General features: G+C 72.6%; 17 protein-coding genes. 12 read left to right on the top strand and 5 right to left on the bottom strand.

Going from position 1 to position 19,039, the window contains the following annotated elements; translation table 11 throughout:
- Nucleotides 1–10 precede the first annotated feature (10 nt).
- Nucleotides 11–1,519: an LCP family protein gene (locus tag MTQ01_RS01460; protein ID WP_247486457.1), complete on the top strand. Its 1,509-nt coding sequence runs from the start codon at nucleotides 11–13 to the stop codon at nucleotides 1,517–1,519.
- Nucleotides 1,520–1,585: 66 nt separating this feature from the next.
- Here the strand turns inward: MTQ01_RS01460 and MTQ01_RS01455 are convergent, their stop codons facing one another.
- The 4 genes from MTQ01_RS01455 to MTQ01_RS01440 form a co-directional block, all read right to left on the bottom strand.
- A complete protein-coding gene (locus MTQ01_RS01455; RefSeq protein ID WP_247486456.1) occupies nucleotides 1,586–2,158 on the bottom strand; it encodes a hypothetical protein in 573 nt (190 codons plus the stop codon).
- A 104-nt stretch (nucleotides 2,159–2,262) separates the two neighbouring features.
- A complete protein-coding gene (locus tag MTQ01_RS01450) occupies nucleotides 2,263–2,676 on the bottom strand; it encodes a hypothetical protein (protein WP_247486455.1) in 414 nt (137 codons plus the stop codon).
- 259 nt (nucleotides 2,677–2,935) lie between these two features.
- Nucleotides 2,936–3,139, bottom strand: coding sequence for a cold-shock protein (locus MTQ01_RS01445; protein WP_247486454.1), 204 nt, complete (start codon nucleotides 3,137–3,139; stop codon nucleotides 2,936–2,938).
- A 274-nt stretch (nucleotides 3,140–3,413) separates the two neighbouring features.
- Nucleotides 3,414–3,860: an ATP-binding protein gene (locus tag MTQ01_RS01440; RefSeq protein WP_247486453.1), complete on the bottom strand. Its 447-nt coding sequence runs from the start codon at nucleotides 3,858–3,860 to the stop codon at nucleotides 3,414–3,416.
- A gap of 274 nt (nucleotides 3,861–4,134) precedes the next feature.
- Between MTQ01_RS01440 and MTQ01_RS01435 the strand changes: the two genes are divergently transcribed.
- From MTQ01_RS01435 to MTQ01_RS01385, 11 genes are all read left to right on the top strand, one after another.
- Nucleotides 4,135–4,962: a hypothetical protein gene (locus tag MTQ01_RS01435; protein ID WP_247486452.1), complete on the top strand. Its 828-nt coding sequence runs from the start codon at nucleotides 4,135–4,137 to the stop codon at nucleotides 4,960–4,962.
- 136 nt (nucleotides 4,963–5,098) lie between these two features.
- Nucleotides 5,099–5,836: a YcnI family protein gene (locus MTQ01_RS01430; protein WP_247486451.1), complete on the top strand. Its 738-nt coding sequence runs from the start codon at nucleotides 5,099–5,101 to the stop codon at nucleotides 5,834–5,836.
- A gap of 253 nt (nucleotides 5,837–6,089) precedes the next feature.
- Entirely contained in the window at nucleotides 6,090–6,797 is a 708-nt protein-coding gene (locus tag MTQ01_RS01425) for an SCO family protein (RefSeq protein WP_247486450.1), read from the top strand.
- Nucleotides 6,797–7,285: a copper chaperone PCu(A)C gene (locus MTQ01_RS01420; protein WP_247486449.1), complete on the top strand. Its 489-nt coding sequence runs from the start codon at nucleotides 6,797–6,799 to the stop codon at nucleotides 7,283–7,285. Before MTQ01_RS01425 ends, MTQ01_RS01420 begins: the two co-directional genes overlap by 1 nt.
- 63 nt (nucleotides 7,286–7,348) lie before the next feature.
- Complete coding sequence (locus MTQ01_RS01415) at nucleotides 7,349–9,475, top strand: copper resistance CopC/CopD family protein (RefSeq protein ID WP_247486448.1); 2,127 nt, start codon at nucleotides 7,349–7,351, stop codon at nucleotides 9,473–9,475.
- 9 nt (nucleotides 9,476–9,484) lie between these two features.
- Nucleotides 9,485–10,768 carry an iron uptake transporter deferrochelatase/peroxidase subunit gene (efeB, locus tag MTQ01_RS01410; protein ID WP_247486447.1) on the top strand — a complete coding sequence of 428 codons (1,284 nt, stop codon included), beginning with the start codon at nucleotides 9,485–9,487 and terminating at the stop codon, nucleotides 10,766–10,768.
- 82 nt (nucleotides 10,769–10,850) lie between these two features.
- Nucleotides 10,851–11,780, top strand: a complete 930-nt coding sequence (gene pheA / locus MTQ01_RS01405) for a prephenate dehydratase (protein WP_247486446.1) — start codon at nucleotides 10,851–10,853, stop codon at nucleotides 11,778–11,780.
- A 725-nt stretch (nucleotides 11,781–12,505) separates the two neighbouring features.
- Complete coding sequence (serS, locus tag MTQ01_RS01400) at nucleotides 12,506–13,783, top strand: serine--tRNA ligase (RefSeq protein ID WP_247486445.1); 1,278 nt, start codon at nucleotides 12,506–12,508, stop codon at nucleotides 13,781–13,783.
- Complete coding sequence (locus tag MTQ01_RS01395) at nucleotides 13,780–14,589, top strand: HAD family hydrolase (protein ID WP_247486444.1); 810 nt, start codon at nucleotides 13,780–13,782, stop codon at nucleotides 14,587–14,589. Before serS ends, MTQ01_RS01395 begins: the two co-directional genes overlap by 4 nt.
- Before the next feature lie 137 nt (nucleotides 14,590–14,726).
- Nucleotides 14,727–15,479 carry an SDR family NAD(P)-dependent oxidoreductase gene (locus MTQ01_RS01390; protein WP_247486443.1) on the top strand — a complete coding sequence of 251 codons (753 nt, stop codon included), beginning with the start codon at nucleotides 14,727–14,729 and terminating at the stop codon, nucleotides 15,477–15,479.
- 288 nt (nucleotides 15,480–15,767) lie between these two features.
- Nucleotides 15,768–17,369: a peptidoglycan-binding protein gene (locus MTQ01_RS01385; RefSeq protein ID WP_247486442.1), complete on the top strand. Its 1,602-nt coding sequence runs from the start codon at nucleotides 15,768–15,770 to the stop codon at nucleotides 17,367–17,369.
- A 228-nt stretch (nucleotides 17,370–17,597) separates the two neighbouring features.
- Here the strand turns inward: MTQ01_RS01385 and MTQ01_RS01380 are convergent, their stop codons facing one another.
- Nucleotides 17,598–19,025, bottom strand: a complete 1,428-nt coding sequence (locus tag MTQ01_RS01380) for an NAD(P)/FAD-dependent oxidoreductase (RefSeq protein WP_247486441.1) — start codon at nucleotides 19,023–19,025, stop codon at nucleotides 17,598–17,600.
- Nucleotides 19,026–19,039: the final 14 nt, after the last annotated feature.

Below are 19,039 nucleotides of genomic sequence, written 5' to 3'. Positions count from 1 at the left end.
GTGCACAGGCATGAGCGCGGGTGGAATAAGCGAAGGTCCACGGCCGGGCCGTGGCCGCCGCCGAGCGCCCCGCCGTGCCGAGAGCGGCCAGCGCAGGGCGACCCGACCGGAGTCCGGTACGGGCGGCGCCGGCAGTGGCCGAGCCGCGGCCGGCTCGCGCCGCGGCCGCCGTGCCCAGCAGACCCGCCTCACGCGCCGCGGCCGGATCGTCGCCTGGACGTGCGCCGTCCTGGCCGTGCTGGTGGTCCTCGGCGGCGGCGCCGCGACCTGGATCTACCAGAAGCTCGACGGCAACATCAACGAGGCCGACATCGACGGCCGCCTCGGCGACAACCGCCCCGTCTCGCTCAGCCCCGGCGCCAAGAACATCCTCGTCGTCGGCTCCGACAGCCGCGACGGCACGGACGGCAAGTACGGCAAGGGCTTCGAGACCATGCAGTCGGACACCCTGATGGTCGTCCACATCTCCGCGGACCGCGACTGGGCCAGCGTCGTCTCGCTCCCCCGCGACTCCTGGGTCGAGATCCCCAGCTGCGACAAGGGCAACGGCAACGACTCCAAGAGCCACCACTCGAAGATCAACGAGTCGTTCGCGATCGGCGGCATGGACGGCGACATCGCCGGCGCCGCCGCCTGCACCATCCGCACCGTCGAGCACAACACCGGGCTGCGGATGGACCACTTCATGTCGATGGACTTCCAGGGCTTCAAGGGCATGGTCGACGCGCTCGACGGCGTCGAGGTCTGCCTCGAGGAGCCGATCGACGACAAGAAGGCCCACCTCAAGCTCCCCGCGGGCTGCCAGACCATCAAGGGCGAGGACGCGCTCGGCTACGTCCGCGCCCGCTACAGCGTCGGCGACGGCAGCGACACCTCCCGCATCGGCCGCCAGCAGGAGTTCATGGACGCGCTCGCCGCGAAGGCGAAGTCCAAGCTCACCAACGGCAAGGCGATGTACAGCTTCATGGAGGCGTTCACCGGCTCGCTGACCACCGACCCGAAGCTGGCCGGTGTCCGGCCGCTCTACGACCTGGCCCGCGAGGTGCAGGGCATCCCGACCAAGCGGCTCACCTTCCTGACCGTGCCCAACTACCCGCGCGAGCGGGACGTCCCCACCGACAAGGCGAACGTCGTCTGGCAGTACCCGCAGGCCGAGACGCTCTTCACCTCGCTCGCCAAGGACAAGCCGATCAGCAAGAAGAAGCTGGAGCAGAGCGCCGAGGAGACCGCGGCCCTCACCCCCTCCCAGATCCGGGTGAACGTGCTCAACGGCACCGACACGGCCGGGAAGGCGGCGGAGGTCGCCGAGCAGCTGCGCGCGGCCGGCTTCCAGGTCGCCACGACGGGCAACGCCCCCACCCCGACCGAGCGGACCACGATCGGCTACCCGCAGGGCCTGCGCTCCCACGCCAGTGTGCTGAGCGGCCGGGTGCCGGGCTCGGACACCAAGGCCGGCGGCGGCGTGCCCGGCGTGCTGACGCTCACCATCGGCGACGACTTCCGCGGTCTGCGCTCCTGATCCCGGGCGGCGCGGCCCCGCGGCCGTACCCGGGTGGGCCCGGTGGAGGCGAGGGCCCGGCCGGGGTCACGCCTCGCGGACGTCCGAGGTCGGTGAGGCGCTCGGCGCGGGCGTGGCGTCCAGTGCCCGCCGGTACTGCTCCGCCTGGTACTCGCTGAGGTAGGGCGAGAGGCGCAGCAGCACACCGCGCAGTACGTAGGCGCGCTCGGAGCGGGTCGGGATGCCCTCCGCGTCGCGCTGCAGCTGCTGGGCGCGGGTCCGTGCCTCGCGAGGAGTGTCGAACACCTCGATGACGCCGCCCAGCGCGACGCTGCCCGGATCGTTGTCGACGACCAGGCCGCCGTCCACCCGGCCGTCCTCGAAGCTCAACTTGCTGCGGTAGCCGTCCTGTTCGCCCAGCAGATGGTCCGGATCGGTCTCCGGGCGGTGCAGTATCGGCTGCTCGATCGGGAGGCCGGCCTGCTCGATCCGCGCCAGCACCTCCCGGGCCTCCCCGGTGACCGCGCGCGAGGTGCCGCCCGTGCCGTCCCGACCGCCGTCGGCGTCGTCCGTCGACAGCACTCCGAACGTCACCGCCGCGGCGACCACGGCGAGCGCCACCCCGCAGGCGACGGACGCGACTCTGCCAGGACGTTGCACACCCCTCACACCTTCACGGATCGATTTCACGACACGGCCACACTCTGCCCCGGGCAGAGTACGCCGAGCCGCGCCGAGCCGTGCCCCCCGGTGCGCCCCGAGAACTACCGGGCGAGGGGGCCGGCCGCGGGCGGGTGCGGTACGACGACGATCTGGTGCTCGTCCTCGTACACGACCCGTCCGGGGTCGGCCGAGGAGAGCCGCTCCCACGGCACGGAGTGCGCGGTGAGGATGTCGAGGTACCCCTCGACCCGTGCGATGAGTTCGTGCGAGGTGTGCCTGAACCAGGCGACCGCTCCCGGGTTGACCGCACGGTCGTAGACGGCGGTGTCGACATGGCTGGGATTGGTGTACGCGGCGTCGTACCAGGCGTTGCTGGTGCGCCTGAAGTGCTCCTGCTCCGCGGTGAGCCTGCCGTCCCGGGACAATCCGTTCACCAGGACGAAGATGCCCGGACGGTGGCCTGCCGGATGCGGCTCCACTCCCTGGAAGCGTACGTAGTGGACCTGCTGCGCCATCGTGCCCTCCGGGTGCGGGATACGGGTTCGCGCGGACCGCGCCGTGCGCGCCGTCCCCCGGGACGGGCCTGTGGAGCGGTTCCGCGTCCGCCGGCGATTCGACCACGACCGGCAGGAACAGCCGTACCCGCCCGTGCCGTCGGCTCCACGTCGATCTCGGGCGCACACGACGGCGGGCCCGCACCCCTCGCTCGGGGTGCGGGCCCGCCGGACGCGTCAGACGCGTGCTGTGCGCGTGGCCTCGGGGGCCTCAGGCACTTCAGGCGACGGTGATGTTCTCCGCCTGCGGGCCCTTCGGGCCCTGCGTGACGTCGAAGTTCACGGTCTGGCCCTCGAACAGCTCACGGAAGCCCTGAGCAGCGATGTTCGAGTAGTGCGCGAAGACGTCGGGGCCGCCGCCGTCCTGCGCGATGAAGCCGAAGCCCTTTTCCGAGTTGAACCACTTCACGGTACCGGTAGCCATAGTGATCTCCTCCATACGGGGAAATTGCGGAATCCGCACCCTGCGAACTCCCTGTTGCCGCAAGCCCCATCCGGGGAGACCCGGAAAAACAGACACGCCCGACGGTCACATCCCATCGGGCGCACATCACGTTCATGAGTACCACACTGCAACTGCCGCCAAAGGTAACACAGCACCACTCACCGACCCAGCGAAACGTCCACGTACGGCATGTGATTCATCACTGATTGTTACCGTCACGGGCGGTGGGCCCGGGCAACGCGCACCGAGCGGGTCAGGAGGCGTGCAGCAGGGCGTCGGCGCGCCACTTGAGGATCTTGTCGAAGCTGACCACCGCGCCGTCACCGGGCTGGTTGCCGAACCGTGCGTGATCGCAGAGCGCCTCGATGAGGTGCATGCCCCGGCCGCACTCCAGCTCCAGCGGAGGCGGCGGGCCCGGCAGCTCGCGCCGCTGGTGGAGCGGGAAGCCGGGGCCGTGGTCGGTGACCTCGATCCGGCACATGTCCCCGTCGAGGAAGGCCGTCACCCGATACTGGTCCGAGTGGCCGGGCTCGCCCCCGTGCTCGACCGCGTTGGCGCACGCCTCGGACAGGGCGAGGGAGAGATCGTGGGCGATTTCGTCCTCCACCCCCGCCGTCTCCATCGCGCCGAGCAGCAGACGCCGGGCGAGCGGAACGCTCGCCGCCTCGCGCCGCAGGTGCAGCGACCACCAGATGCTCATGCTCCAGCCCCCCGGCTGCGACTGGACGAACAGAGGCTCGACATATCGTTACCTATTGCCCCTGTTGTCCCGGTGTAAGCGTTCCGCCGCCGCCGAAGCGCCCGGATGGCGGATGCGGCGGTCGCCGACTCCGTGTAGGCCCGCCCGTCCGGACCCGCGCGGGAGGGCTGACCGGGGCGGGTCCGGTGGGAGTGCGGACGCCCGGTGCGGGACGGACCGCTGCGGGCGGCCCGGGCGGTGGCGGGCGAAGCGGTGGTGAGAAGATGGCGCCGCCATGAACGTGCCCGTCGTGCGCGCCAGCGCCGATCTGCGACTGCTGAGGGCCGCGGTCTTCACCGCGGCCTGTGTGGCGTTGTCGGCCGCGGCGCACACCGTCGGCGGCGGCACCGCGGTACCGCTGTGGACGCTGGGACTGGCCGCACTGGTGACCTTCGCCCTGGCCGCCCCGCTGGCCGGCCGCGAACGCACCCTCCCCGGCATCGCCGCCGGGCTCGCACTGGGACAGCTGGCCCTGCACGGCCTCTTCGCCGCCGGCCAGACGCTGTCGGTACGGGCGCCGGCCGGGGCCGGCGAGGACCGTCGGATCATCGAGCTGGCGCGGGCGCTGCTGTGCAACGACCAGCTCGCCGGATCGCTGACCGTCGCCCACGCCCGTCGCTCGCTGAGCGAGGCGGGCCTGGGCCACCTCGCCGGGACCGCCTCGCACGGAGCGCACGCCTCGCACGGGCCCGCCGACCCGGCCGTCTCCGACGCCGCGGCGCCGGCCCTGAACGCCGTGCTCGCCGTCGCGACCAGTCCGATGCTGCTGGCCCACCTGGCCGCCGCCGTGGTCACCGGCGTGCTGCTGCGCCGCGGCGAGGCGGCGCTGTGGCGGCTGGTGCGGCTGTCCGCGCTCGCCGTCGACGAGCTGCTGCTGCGTGCGCTTCGGGACGTGCTGCACTGGCTGCGGACGCTCGGCGCCGGACTCGCCGGAAGCTGCCGGCCGGTGCGCCCGGCAGCGGCCGTCGGGCCGCCCGTACCGGTGGAGACGGAGGCGCTGCGGCATTCGCTGAGCCGCCGCGGACCGCCGTCGGACGCGAGGGACTTCGCCCTCACGGCCTGAGCGCCCGTGCCCCGTACGAGGGGTGCCGGCGGGCCGTTCTCCGACCGTCCGTTCGCGTCCCCGCACGTCGTGCGCCGCCTCTGCGGCGCCGCGACCCGTGCGCGGCATCCGAGACCACGAAGGCACAAAACCACAGATGAACACCACTGTCCGACGCATCGCCGCGGTCGGCGGCGCCACCGCCGTCGCCGTACTGGCCCTGGGCACCCCGGCGTTGGCGCATGTCAGCGTCGATCCGGCCGAGGTACCCGGCGGCGGCTACGCCACCCTCAACTTCAAGGTCCCCAACGAGAGGGACAACGCCTCCACCGTGAAGCTGGAGGTCACCCTGCCGACCGACCACCCGATGGCCTCGGTCATGCCCGAGCCGGTGCCGGGCTGGAAGATCGAGGTGGAGACCGGAAAGCTCGACAAGCCGATCGAGTCGCACGGCAACCGGATCGAGGAGGCGCCGACCAAGATCACCTGGTCCGGCGGCGAGATCGAGCCCGGCACCTTCCAGCGCTTCCCGGTCTCGGTCGGCCAGCTGCCCGACAACACCGACCGGATCGCGTTCAAGGCGCTCCAGACGTACGACAACAAGGAGGTCGTGCGCTGGATCGAGGTGCCCGAGGGCGAGCAGGAGCCGGAGTTCCCGGCGCCGGTCCTCGCCCTCGGCGAGGCCGCGGACGACGGGCACGGCGGGTCCGCCGACTCGGACGGCAAGGCCGGCCGGGAGAGCGCCGCGGAACGGGACGGCACGGACTCGGCGCAGGAGAGCACCTCGACGACCGACACCACCGCCCGGGTGCTGGGCGGCGTCGGTATCGCGCTGGGCGTCGCCGGCGTCGCCTACGGCGTCCTCGCCGGCCGCCGCCGGGACGCCACCGACTGACCGCCGCCCGCAGCGCCGGCCCGTCCCGTGCGCCGAGCACGACCCGTACGCCGGGTGCCTTCCGTACGCCGGGTGCCTTCCGTACGCCGACCCCGCCCGTGTGCCGGGTGCCTTCCGCAGTGCGCGGGGCGGGTTCGGTACGCGCGGGCCGGGTCCCGGAGGGCGGCCGTGTCCGCCGGTATCCATGGGAGCCCCGGTGCCTCGCGCCGGGCCGCGCCCACACCACACGTCATCACCAGAGCAAGGAATTTCCATGCACCGCACCACCGCCGCGCCACCCCGCGGCCGACGTCCGCGCCGGGGCGTGTACGCCGCGGCCCTCGCCGCCGCGCTCGCGCTCGGCCTCACCGCCTGCGGGTCCGACTCCGGCTCCGGGAAGGACTCGGGCGACAAGGGCGACGCCATCGTCGAGGGTTCGCAGGACAGCGGCACCAAGAAGGCCACCGTCCTGGACCGCCCGTTCGAGAAGCCCGACCTCGTACTGACCGACACCGAGGGCGAGGAGTACGACTTCATCGAGGAGACCAAGGGCCGGCCGACGCTGATCTACTTCGGCTACACCAACTGCCCGGACGTCTGCCCGCTGACGATGAGCAACATCGCCGTCGCCAGGAACGAGCTGCCGAAGAAGGACCAGGAGAAGCTCAGGGTCGTCTTCGTGACCACCGACCCCGACCGGGACACCCCCGAGGAGCTCGGCAAGTGGCTCAAGAGCGCCGCGCCCGGCTCGGTCGGGCTGACCGGTGACTTCGACACCATCCAGGCCGGCGCCCGCACGCTCGGCATCTCCATCGAGCCCTCCACCAAGGACAAGAAGGGCCAGATCGTCTCCAACCACGGCTCCCAGGTGCTGTTCTTCTCGCCGAAGGACGACAAGGCCCGGGTGCTCTACACCGACAAGGTGACCCAGGAGACGTACACCGAGGACCTGCCGAAGCTCGTCGAGGGAGAGACCCCGTGATGCGACGCACCGCACTTCCCGCCGCACTCGCGCTCGGCGCGCTGCTCCTGGCCGGCTGCGGCTCGGGGGACTCGGACTCCGGTTCGGACTCGGGCAGTTCGGGCGCGGACTCGGCCCGGCCCGAACTGACCGTCGACGGCGCCTTCGTGCCGGAGCCGCTGAACGACAGGATGGCGGGCGGCTTCCTGACCGTGCAGAACAAGGGCGACGCGGACGACACTCTCGTCGGGGTCTCCAGCGACCTCTCCGACGACGTCCAGCTGCACGAGACCGTGGACAACAAGATGCGCGAGGTCGAGTCCTTCGAGGTGCCGGCCGGCGGCAGCCTCGAACTCAGCCGGGGCGGCGACCACTTGATGTTCATGGGACTCAAGCGCGAGGTGTCCGAGGGCGACCGGGTGGAGGTGGAGCTGGAGTTCGAGGACTCCGATCCGATCACCGTCGAGATGACGGTCGAGGCCAAGACCCACAATCCGCACGCGCATTGAGCACGGCCGGAGTGAACAGGCTCTGTCTGTCCGCGAGTTGACCGGCCGCAGAAGAGAGAAACGATGACCGCCACCGCACCCCGCGCCGTCGGCACGACCGCCGGGCCGCCTCAACGCCCCCTGCTCGCACGGCTTTCGGCCGTCGCGGCAGTGGTGTTCGCGGCCCTGCTCGGTGTGCTCGGCACCGCCACCGAGGCAGCCGCGCACGCCGCGCTGACCGGCAGCGATCCGGCGCAGGGTGCGGTGGTGGCATCGGCACCGGACACCGTGACCCTGACCTTCTCCGAGCAGGTCGCGATGAACGACGACTCGATCCGCGTCCTCGATCCGGACGGCGAGCGGGTCGACACCGGTGAACTGCAGGACCTGTGCAGCGAGTCGGTGATCCGCTGGGGCGTCGGTCTGCGCTCCGGCGTCGCCGACGGCACGTACACCGTGGCCTGGCAGGCCGTATCGGCGGACAGCCACCCGGTGTCCGGAGCCTTCACCTTCTCGATCGGCGCACCCTCCGAGACCTCGGTCGAGCTGCCGGAGCAGCAGGCCGGCGGCGGCCCGGTCGGCGGACTGTACGACGCTGCGCGGTACTTCGCCTACGGCGGCTTCCTGCTGCTGGTCGGCGGCTGCGCGTTCGTGCTCGCGGTGTGGCGCGAGGGGGCGGGCTCCGCGGTGCTGCGGCGGCTGGTCGTCGGCGGCTGGCTGACGCTCGTGGTGTCGACGCTGCTGGCGCTGCTGCTGCGGCACCCGTACACCACCGGAGGCGGGGTGCCGGACGCGTTCGACCTGTCCGGGCTGGCGGCGGTCGTGGAGACCGGAACCGGTACGGCGCTGGTCTCGCGGCTGCTGCTGTGCGCGGTGGCGGCGCTCTTCGTCGCGGTGCTGTTCGGGTCGTACCGGAGCGGGGCCCGGGAGCGCGGAGAGCGGCAGCAGCGCGATCTGCACCTCGGCCTCGTACTGGGCGGTTCGGTGCTGACGCTCGGTGTCGCGGCCACCTGGGCGATGGCCGAGCACGCCTCGACCGGGCCGCAGCCACAGGTGGCGGTGCCGGTCTCGATCGTCCATCTGCTGGCGATGGCCGTCTGGTTGGGCGGGCTCGCGGCGCTGCTGAGCGTGCTGTACCGCGGCGAGGTGCCGGTGCCGCGCGCGGCGGTGCGGCGCTTCTCCGCGGTGGCGTTCGGCGCCGTGGTGGTGCTGGCCGCGACCGGGCTGTACCAGTCGTGGCGGCAGCTGGGCAGCTGGTCCGCGCTGACCGGTACGGAGTACGGGCGGCTGCTGCTGGCGAAACTGGCGCTGCTGGGGGTGCTGCTCGTCGCCGCCCGGTACTCGCGCCGCTGGGTCGCCGCGCTGGCCAAGGTGCCCGGCGACGCGACGGACGGGCGCTCCGGTCCGTCCGGGCCGAGCGCCGGGGCCGTATCCGAGGCGAACTCCGCGGCGGAGCAGGGCGGTTCGGCGGAGACCGACCCGCGGCCCGACGCCGAGGCCGCCGACGACGGCCGGAAACGGGACGACGACGGCCGGGAACGGGGCAGCGGCGAGGACCACGGCCGGTCCGACGCCGGCGGTGGCGGTGGCGACCGCGACCGCCCGGCGGCGGACCCCGTACCGACGGAGGGCCCCGTACCCGCGGCGGACCCCGTACGGGCGGCGCAGCTGGCCCGGCAGGCGGCGGCGGTGGAACAGGCGCGGCGCCGCAAGGAGCGGGACGCCGATCCGGAGCGTGCCGGACTGCGGCGGGGCGTACTCGTGGAGGCGGCCGTGGCGGCCGTGCTGCTGGCGGTGACCACCGTGCTCACCGGCACCGAGCCCGGGCGCACCGCGGAGGCGGCCGCGCGTGCCGGCGACACCTCAACGGCCGTACCGGACCGGCCGGTTGAGCTCTCCGTCCCCTTCGACACCGGAGGCGAAGACGGCGAGGGCACGGCGCTGGTGGAGCTGGACCCCGGCCGCACCGGCGACAACGTGCTGCACGTCCGCACGGATGTGGACGCCGAGGAGGTACGGGTCTCCCTCACCCTGGCGAAGGAGGAGATCGGGCCTCTTCAGTTCTCCCCCGAGCCGGTGGAGGGGAGCGAGCGGCACTGGAGCAGCGAGGGAGTCCAGCTGCCCCGGCCGGGCGAGTGGGAGCTCGCCGTGACCGTACGCACCTCGGACATCGACCAGATCACCGAGACCAGAACCGTGAAGATCGGCTGAGGCACCACCATGGCAGAGACACCCCCCGCACCCGCACCGGACAACGAGATCCCGGGCCTCACCCGCCGCCGGCTGATCGGCACCGTCGGCGCGGCGGGCGCGACCGGGCTGGTGGTCGGCGCGGCGGGCGGCGCCGCGACGACGGCGCTGGTCCGCGACGAGCCGCCGACACTCCTGTCGGCGGTGGGCAGCACCCGGGTGGGGTTCCGCGGCCCGCACCAGGCGGGAATCGTCGAACCCCTCCAGGCGCACGGGCAGTTGCTCGCCTTCGACCTCGCCCCCGGCGCGGGCGCGAAGGAGGCCGCCGCGCTGCTGCGGCGCTGGTCGGCCACGGCGGAGAAGCTGATGGCGGGCGAGCCGGTGACGTCCGGCGGTGCCGCGGACACCGGTGTCGCCCTGGACGCGGGCCCCTCCTCGCTGACCGTCACCTTCGGTTTCGGCGCGGGGTTCTTCGACCGCACCAAGCTCACCGACCGGCGCCCGGCCGCGCTCGCACCGCTGCCGGAGTTCAGCAACGACGCGCTGGAGAGCGGGCGTTCGGGCGGTGACCTGTGGGTGCAGATCGGTGCGGACGACGCCCTGGTGGTCGTGCACGCGCTGCGCGCGCTGCGGCGCGAGGTCGGCGACGCGGCCCGGCAGCGCTGGCAGATGTCCGGCTTCAACCGCGCACGCGGGGCGACCGACCGGCCGCGCACCACCCGCAACCTGATGGGCCAGGTCGACGGCACCAACAACCCGGCCCCCTCGGACGAGGACTTCGACGGCCATGTCTTCGTGCCGCGCGGCGGCGACTCCCGCAGTCCCGCGTGGATGGAGGGCGGCTCGTACGCCGTCGTTCGCCGCATCCGGATGCTGCTGGAGAAGTGGGACGAGCAGTCCACGGCCCGGCAGGAAGCCGTCATCGGGCGCCGGAAGTCCGACGGTGCGCCGCTGTCCGGCGGGCAGGAGCGGACGCCGATGGACCTGGAGAAGCAGAACGACGAGGGCGAACTGGCCATTCCCTTCGACGCCCACGCCCGGGTCTCCGCGCCGGAGACCAGCGGCGGCGCCACGATGCTGCGGCGGCCGTTCTCGTACCACGACGGGCTCCGCGAGGACGGTGCCGAGGACGCCGGGCTGCTCTTCATCGCCTGGCAGGCCGACCCGCAGAAGGGCTTCGTACCGGTGCAGCGCAAGCTCGACCGCGGGGACGCGCTCTCGCGCTTCATCCGCCACGAGGCGAGCGGGCTGTTCGCGGTGCCGGGCGGGCCGGGCGAGGGCGAGTACGTGGGCCAGCGGCTGCTGGAGGGCTGACGACCGCGAGGCGGCGGGAGAGCAGTCGTTCGCGGGGTGAGACCCGGCCTCCGGGGGCGGAAGCGCTGGTTAGTGTGGCGGCATGTCACCCGCCAGTCGCTACACGTATCTGGGGCCCGAGGGCACCTTCACCGAAGCCGCGATCCGCACCCTGCCCGAGGCCGCGACGCGCGAGCTGATTCCGATGGTCTCGGTGCCGGCCGCGTTGGACGCCGTGCGCGGCGGCGAGGCCGCGGGCGCGCTCGTACCGATCGAGAACTCGGTGGAGGGCGGGGTCACCGCCACCATCGACGAACTCGCCGCCGGCGAGGCGCTGATGATCTACCGCGAGGTCGTCCTGCCGATCTCCTTCGCACTGCTGGTGCGGCCGGGCACCCGGCTGGAGGAGATCAAGACGGTGACCGGGCATCCGGTCGCGCAGCCGCAGGTCCGCCGCTGGCTGGCGCGTCATCTGCCGAACGTCACCTGGGAGTCGGCCGCCTCCAACGCCGACGGGGCGCGCCTGGTGCAGGAGGGCCGCTACGACGCCGCGTTCGCGGGGGAGTTCGCGGCGGCGACCTACGGGCTGGAAGCCCTGGTGAGCGACATCCACGACGCGGAGAACGCGGAGACCCGTTTCGTACTGGTGGGCCGGCCCGCCCGTCCGCCGGCGCCGACCGGCACCGACAAGACCTCCGTGGTCTTCTGGCTGACCGAGGACCATCCGGGCGCCCTGCTGGATCTGCTGCACGAGTACGCGTCGCGCGGCGTGAACATGATGCGGATCGAGTCGCGCCCGACCGGTGAGGGCATCGGCCGGTACTGCTTCTCGGTGGACTGCGAGGGCCACATCCAGGACCGTCGGGTGGCGGACGCGCTGATGGGGCTGCAACGGCTGTCGCGCAAGGTGCGTTTCCTCGGTTCCTACCCGCGGGCCGACCGGCAGGCGCCGACCGTCCGGGCGGGCACCACCGACGAGGCGTTCAGCACGGCTGCGGACTGGGTGATGCGCTGCATGGACGGCCGCGGCTGAGGTTTCCGGGCCCGGTTGCCGGTACGGTTCCGCCGCACCGGTCGCCGGGCCCGGAAAGTTATCCACAGGGCGGGTGGCACGCTGTGCACAAGTCGACTTCCTCGCGAGGAGGAATGGGACATTACCTCTCGATAGCCATGAATCGCCACAGACTTCGAGATGTCACCACTTCTCGATCATTTCCCTTCAAGTAACTCTCGACCGCGGGGAAAGCTCAGGAGAACGCGCGCTAACCGAGCCCGGATAATCAACACCAAAGGGACATCGCGCCGCCGTTGAAACGATCTTCGAGATTTCCACAGCTTGGCCAGGTGAACTGTGGACAGAATGTGCGAGCGTCACCTCGCCTGTGGATAACGCAGGGCGACGACCTTCTTCCACAGGGTGCGGATTCAGTGGTCGCACGGGCCCGGCAGGCGACCCACCACGACCGGCGCGACCTCTCCCCACCCCCGGTCGCCCCACCCCGGCCACCCGTTCGGACCCGCCCGTTCGGACCCGCCTCGACCCACTCGGCACCCTCCGCCGCCCCCGGGCCGCTCCGCCGCGACGGGCCGGCACTCGCCGATACGACCGCACCGGCCGCTCGCCGAACCTCCCCGAACCTCCCCGACCGGAATCAGCCCTCACTGCAATAAAAGGCCACACTCGCCACCAAAAGGAACTATCGCCTGCGGCGGGATATCGCATGGCTCTCCGCCGTGCCGCACCGGTAGCCTGGCCCGGTGATTGACCTTCGCCAGCTTCGTGAGGACCCCGACCGTGTGCGCGCTTCGCAGCGCGCCCGAGGAGAGGACGTCGACCTCGTCGACGCCCTGCTCAGCGCCGACGAGCGACGCCGGTCCTCCAGCGCTCGCTTCGACGAGCTGCGCGCCGAGCAGAAGACCCTCGGCAAGCTCGTCCCCAAGGCACAGGGCGAGGAGAAGGCCGCGCTCCTGAAGAAGGCCGGGCAGCTGTCGACCGCCGTCAAGGAGGCCGACGCCGCGCAGAACGAGGCGGCCGAGGAGACCCAGCGGCTGCTGCTCCGCCTCGGCAACCTCGTCCACCCCGACGTTCCGGTGGGCGGCGAGGACGACTTCACCGTCCGGGAGACGCTCGGCACCATCCGCGACTTCGAGGCCGAGGGCTTCACTCCCCGGGACCACCTGGAGCTCGGCCAGCTGCTCGGCGCCATCGACGTCGAGCGCGGCGCGAAGGTCTCCGGTTCGCGCTTCTACTACCTCACCGGCATCGGCGCGCTGTTGGAGCTCGCCCTGGTCAACGCCGCCATCGCCCAGGCCACCGAGGCCGGCTTCACCCCGATGCTCACCCCGGCGCTGGTCAAGCCCCGCGCCATGGAGGGCACCGGCTTCCTCGGCCAGGCCGCCGAGAACGTCTACCAGTTGGAGAAGGACGAGCTCTACCTGGTCGGCACCTCCGAGGTCGCCCTCGCCGGCTACCACATGGACGAGATCCTCTCGGTGGACCAGCTCCCGATGCGGTACGCGGGCTTCTCGCCCTGCTTCCGCCGCGAGGCCGGCACCTACGGCAAGGACACCCGGGGCATCTTCCGGGTGCACCAGTTCGACAAGGTCGAGATGTTCACCTACGTCGCGCCCGAGGACGCGGAGGCCGAGCACCTGCGGCTGCTGGAGTGGGAGAAGCAGTGGCTGACCGGCCTCGAACTGCCCTTCCAGGTCATCGACGTGGCGACCGGCGACCTCGGCGCCTCGGCCTCGCGCAAGTACGACTGCGAGGCGTGGATCCCGACCCAGGGCAAGTACCGCGAGCTGACCTCCGCCTCCAACTGCAACGAGTTCCAGGCGCGCAGGCTCTCGATCCGCTACCGCGACGGCAAGCAGGTCCGTCCGCTCGCCACGCTGAACGGCACGCTCTGCGCCGTACCGCGCACCATCGTCGCGCTGCTGGAGAACCACCAGCTCGCCGACGGCTCGGTGCGGGTGCCGGCGATGCTCAGGCCCTATCTCGGTGGCCGCGAGGTGCTGGAGCCGGTCGCCAAGTGAGTTTCCCGTACCGGCTGGTGGCCACCGATCTCGACGGCACCCTGCTGCGCGGCGACGACACCGTCTCGCCGCGCACCAGGGCCGCGCTGGACGCGAGCGTCACCGCGGGCGCCGCGCACATCGTCGTCACCGGCCGGAACGTCCCCTGGGCCCGTCCGATACTGGAGGACCTCGGCCACGTCGGGCTCGCCGTCTGCGGCCAGGGCGGGCAGGTCTACCACGCGGGCGAGCGCCGCCTGTTGACCTCCGTCACCCTGGACCGCAGGGTCGCGGCCTCGGCGCTCGCCGAGATCGAGCGGGTCACCGGCCCGCTCGCGGTGGCCGCCTCCCGGGACGGGCTGGACGGCGAGGTGCTGCTCAGCCCCGACTACCGGGCGTACGAGGGCGAGCTGCCGTTCCGCAGGTTCGAGGACCCCGCGGAGGTCTGGGCCGAACCGCTGTCGAAGATCTACATCCAGAGCGCCGGCACGGGCGACGACGAACTGGCCAAGAAGGGCCGCGATCTGGCGGGCCACCTGGTCGACGTGGTGATGGCCGGCCCGGGCATCGTCGAGCTGATCCCGCTGGGTCTGAGCAAGGCCACCGGCCTGTCGCTCGCCGCACGGCGGCTGGGCGTGCAGCGGGCCGGGACGATCGCCTTCGGCGACATGCCGAACGACATCCCGATGTTCCGCTGGGCGGCCCACGGCGTCGCCATGGCGAACGCCCACGCGGAGCTGCTGGCCGTCGCCGACGAGGTCACCGCCTCGCACGAGGACGACGGCATCGCCCTGGTCCTGGAACGCCTCCTCGCCGAGTCCCGCTGACGCACGTACGGCCGGTGCATCCCGTACGGCCCGTGCAGCACCCGCGCCGCGGTGCCGTTCCGCGCAACCGGCCGCGGTCCGGCGGGCGTTGCGGGCGCGTCGGTACGGTTGCGGAAGCGGTGGGTTACTCTCCGCGTATGACTCGGACTGTGGTGATCAGCGGCGGTGGGACGGGCATCGGACTGGCCACCGCACACCGGTTCGCAGCCGACGGGGACCAGGTGCTGGTCGTCGGCCGCCGGGCGCGGGTGGTGCAGGAGGCGGCCGGGCGAGTGCCCGGCGCGCAGGCTCTCGCCGCCGATCTGGCGACCGTCGAAGGTGCCGAGCAGGTGGCGCAGTTGGTGAAGGCCGAGTACGGCGCGGTGGACGTGCTGGTGCACGGCGCCGGCGGGAACGGCCTGCTCGAACCGGACGCCGACGACGAGCGCGGCCCGGTGGCCGACGCGGCCCACCACTGGACGGCCAACTTCCGCCTCAACGTCCTCACCGCCGTACTGCTCACCGAAGCGCTGCGTCACCGGCTGGCGAGCCCGGGCGGGCGTGTCCTCTTCCTCAGCTCCATCGCCGCCCACCGCGGTTCGGGCTCGGCCGCGTACGCCGCGAGCAAGGCGGCGCTGCACCCGTACGCCTTCGACCTGGCCCGGCAGCTCGGCCGGCACGGCATCACGGTCAACCTGGTCGCGCCCGGCTATGTCGAGAGCACCGGTTTCTTCGGGCCGCGGGGGATGCCGGCGGAGCGGCGCGAGGAGCTGGCGGCCGAGACCTTCACCGGTCGCGTCGGCACACCGGGCGACGTGGCGGAGACCCTGCACTGGTTGGCCTCGCACGCCGCGGGTCATCTGACCGGGCAGTGTGTCCAGGTCAACGGCGGTGCACAGCTGGGGTGTTGACCCTCGGGGCACAGCCGCGGCGCACCGCCCGCAGCACACCGTCCGCATCGCACCGTCCGCGTCTCCGGGCCGCGTCGCGGACCACCCGCGAGCAGCACCGCCGGGACATCCGTGCGGCGCCGACGGGCCGTTCGTACGGCGCCGACGGGCTGTTCGTGCGGCGCGGCGCACGAGATGTACCACGAAACCATGATTGACGTGCCCATGCCTCGTGGGTAGACAGGGCGACACGTGTGTCTCCGTTCGCCGGACAACCGGCGGCCCCCCTCACGCAGGCATGGAGAGCTGATGACAAACCACCGTCACCGTTCCAGCGGTCCGAGAGCCAGACGCACCGCCCTCGCGGCGCTCGCCGTCGTCGCCGCCGGAAGCCTCGTCGTCACCGGCCAACTCGCGGGCGCCGCACCGGCACCCGAGAAGGCGGGCACCGCCTCCGTGGCCGACGCCTTCGGCGAGGCGGCCGAGGAGTACCAGGTCCCCGAGGACCTGCTGCTGGCCGTCGGCTACGGCGAGACCCGGCTGAAGGACCACGGCGGCAAGGCCAGTCAGGCCGGCGGCTACGGCCCGATGCACCTGGTCAGCAACCCCACCCACCGCACTCTCGACCGGGCCGCCGAGCTCACCGGCCTGGCCGAGGCCGAGCTGCGCACCGACCCGGCCGCCAACATCCGCGGCAGCGCCGCGGTGTTGAGCAGCGCCGCCGACCGGCTCGGTGTCCCGGACGCCGACCGCGACGACGTGAACGCCTGGTACCCGGTGGTCGCCGAGTACAGCGGCGCGAGCGAGGACGGCGGCGCCAAGCTCTACGCCGACCACGTCTACGAACTGCTGGAGTACGGCCTCGCCGCCGAGGTCGGCAAGGGCGAGCACGTCTCGGTCGCGCCCCGCGAGACCGCGCCCGAGCGGGGCCGCTACGCCTCCGTCGACTCGCTGGACGTCGCGCCCAGCAGCGACGACTACGGGCCCGCCAAGTGGGCCCCGGCGCACAGCTCCAACTTCACCGCGGGCCGCACCCAGTCCATCGACACGGTCGTCGTCCACGTCACGCAGGGCTCGTACGCCGGGTCGATCAGCTGGTACCAGAACCCCGAGTCCAACGTCAGCGCCCACTACACGATCCGCTCCTCGGACGGCGAGGTGACCCAGAGCGTCCGGGACGCCGACACCGCCTGGCACGCGCGGAACGCCAACTCGCACAGCGTGGGCATCGAGCACGAGGGCTACGTGGACGACGCCGCGTGGTTCACCGACTCCATGTACCGCTCGTCGGCCGCGCTCACCAAGCACCTGGCCGCCAAGCACAACATCCCCAAGGACCGTCAGCACATCGTCGGCCACGTCGAGGTGCCCGGCAACGACCACACCGACCCCGGCCCGCACTGGGACTGGGACTACTACATGGAGCTGATCGACGGCGACCCCGGTGACCCGGGCGATCCGGACGACCCGGTCGAGCTGGACTTCGGCTCCTACGAGACGCTGAAGGACGGTTCCTCCGGCGCCCAGGTCAAGGCCGTGCAGCACCTGTTGAACACCAACGGCCACGACGCCGGCGCGGTCGACGGGGCGTTCGGGCCCACCACCACCGCCGCGGTGAAGGCGTTCCAGACCGCCAAGGGCCTGTCCGCCGACGGCACCGTGGGCAAGCAGACCTGGACGGCGCTGCTCTCGGCCGGCGACAAGCCGACGCTGAAGCAGGGCAGTTCCGGCGCGGCGGTCTCCCGGGTCCAGCGCGCGCTCACCGCGGCACTCGGCAAGACCGTGGGGATCGACGGCAGCTTCGGGCCGGCGACCGACCAGGCCGTGCGCGACTACCAGACCGCCCGCGGCCTGGGTGTGGACGGCGCGGTCGGCAACGAGACCTGGACCGCGCTCCAGTCCGGCAAGTAGCCGCGCCGGTGGCGGGACACGGCCCCCGCACGAAGCACGGCAGGACGCGTCGCACGAGCACCGTACGACGCACCGCATGACGCACCGCACGACGCACCGCATGACGCACCGCATGACGGCGCCCCGCTCTGCGGCCGGTACAACTCCGGTCGCGGAGCGGGGCGTTCGTGTCTCCCGCGGGTGTACGGGTGCGGTGTACGCGCCGTACGGGGCGGTGGGCGCGGGCGGTCAGCCGCGGTAGGTCTCCAGCAGTCGGAGCCAGATCTCGCTCATCGTCGGGAACGCCGGTACCGCGTGCCACAGGCGCTCGATCGGCACCTCCGCGGCGACCGCGATCGAAGCGGCGTGCAGCAGCTCCGCCACGCCCGGCCCGACGAAGGTCACGCCGACCACCACCTGCCGGTCCTCGTCCACGATCATCCGCGCCCGTCCGCGGTAGCCGTCCGCGTGCACGGCCGCACCGGCGACGCTGCCCAGGTCGAAGTCGACGGCGCGCGCGTTGACGCCGCGCTGCTCGGCCTCCTGCGCGGTGAGCCCGACGGACGCGGCCTCGGGATGGGAGAAGACCACCTGCGGCACCGCGTCGTGGTCGGCGGTGGCCGCGTGGGCGCCCCAGCGGTCGTTCTCCAGCAGCGGTACGCCCTGGGCGCGGGCGACGATCGCGGCGGCGGCGATCCGGGCCTGGTACTTGCCCTGGTGGGTCAGGAGCGCACGGTGGTTGACGTCGCCCACCGCGTACAGCCAGCCTCCGGAGACCTCGCCGACCCGGAGGGTGTCGTCGGTCTCCAGCCAGCCGCCCGGCTCCAGGTCGACGGTCTCCAGTCCGATGTCGCCGGTGCGCGGCCTGCGCCCGGTCGCGAACAGCACCTCGTCGCAGACGAGTCGACCGCCGTCGTCGAGGGTCAGGGTCACCTCGCCGTCCGGCTGCGGGCGGCGCACCTCCGTCACCGAGACACCGAGCCGCACGTCGGCGCCGGCGTCGGAGAGGGCACGGTGCACCTCCTCGCCGACGAACGGCTCCATCCGCGAGAGCAGCCCGTCGTCGCGCACCAGCAGCGTGACCTCCGAGCCCAACGACTGCCAGGCGGTGGCGAGTTCGACGCCGACCGGGCCGCCGCCCACCACGGCGAGACGGCCGGGCACCCGCTCGGCGGAGGTGCCGCGGCGGTTGGTCCACGGCTCGGCCCCGTCGATCCCGGGCAGGTCCGGCAGCGCCGCGGAACTGCCGGTGCAGACCGCCACCGCGTGCCGGGCGGTGAGAGTGCGCCGCACGCCCTCGGGCGTCTCGACCACGACCCGGCGCGGCCCGTCGAGGCGCCCGTGGCCGCGTACGAACTCGGCGCCGGTGGAGTCGATCCAGTCGACCTGCCCGGAGTCGTCCCACTGCGCGGCGAAGGAGTCGCGGGAGGCGAGCACGGCGGGCACGTCGAGCGAGCCGGTCACGGCGCCGGCGGCACCGGGCGCCTGCCGGGCGTCGGCCAGCGCCGCGGCCGGACGCAGCAGCGCCTTGCTGGGCATGCACGCCCAGTAGGAGCACTCGCCACCGGCCAGTTCGCTCTCCACCACGGCGGCGGACAAGCCGGCGGCGCGGGTCCGCTCGACGAGGTTCTCGCCGACCGGACCCGCGCCGAGCACGATCACGTCAAAGAGGTCCATGTCGTCCATGATGC

Source organism: Streptomyces sp. XM4193, assembly GCF_023072595.1.
GTDB lineage: Bacteria > Actinomycetota > Actinomycetes > Streptomycetales > Streptomycetaceae > Streptomyces.
The sequence above is the reverse complement of the archived record's forward strand: the minus strand, read 5'-3'. Positions and strand labels throughout refer to the sequence as shown.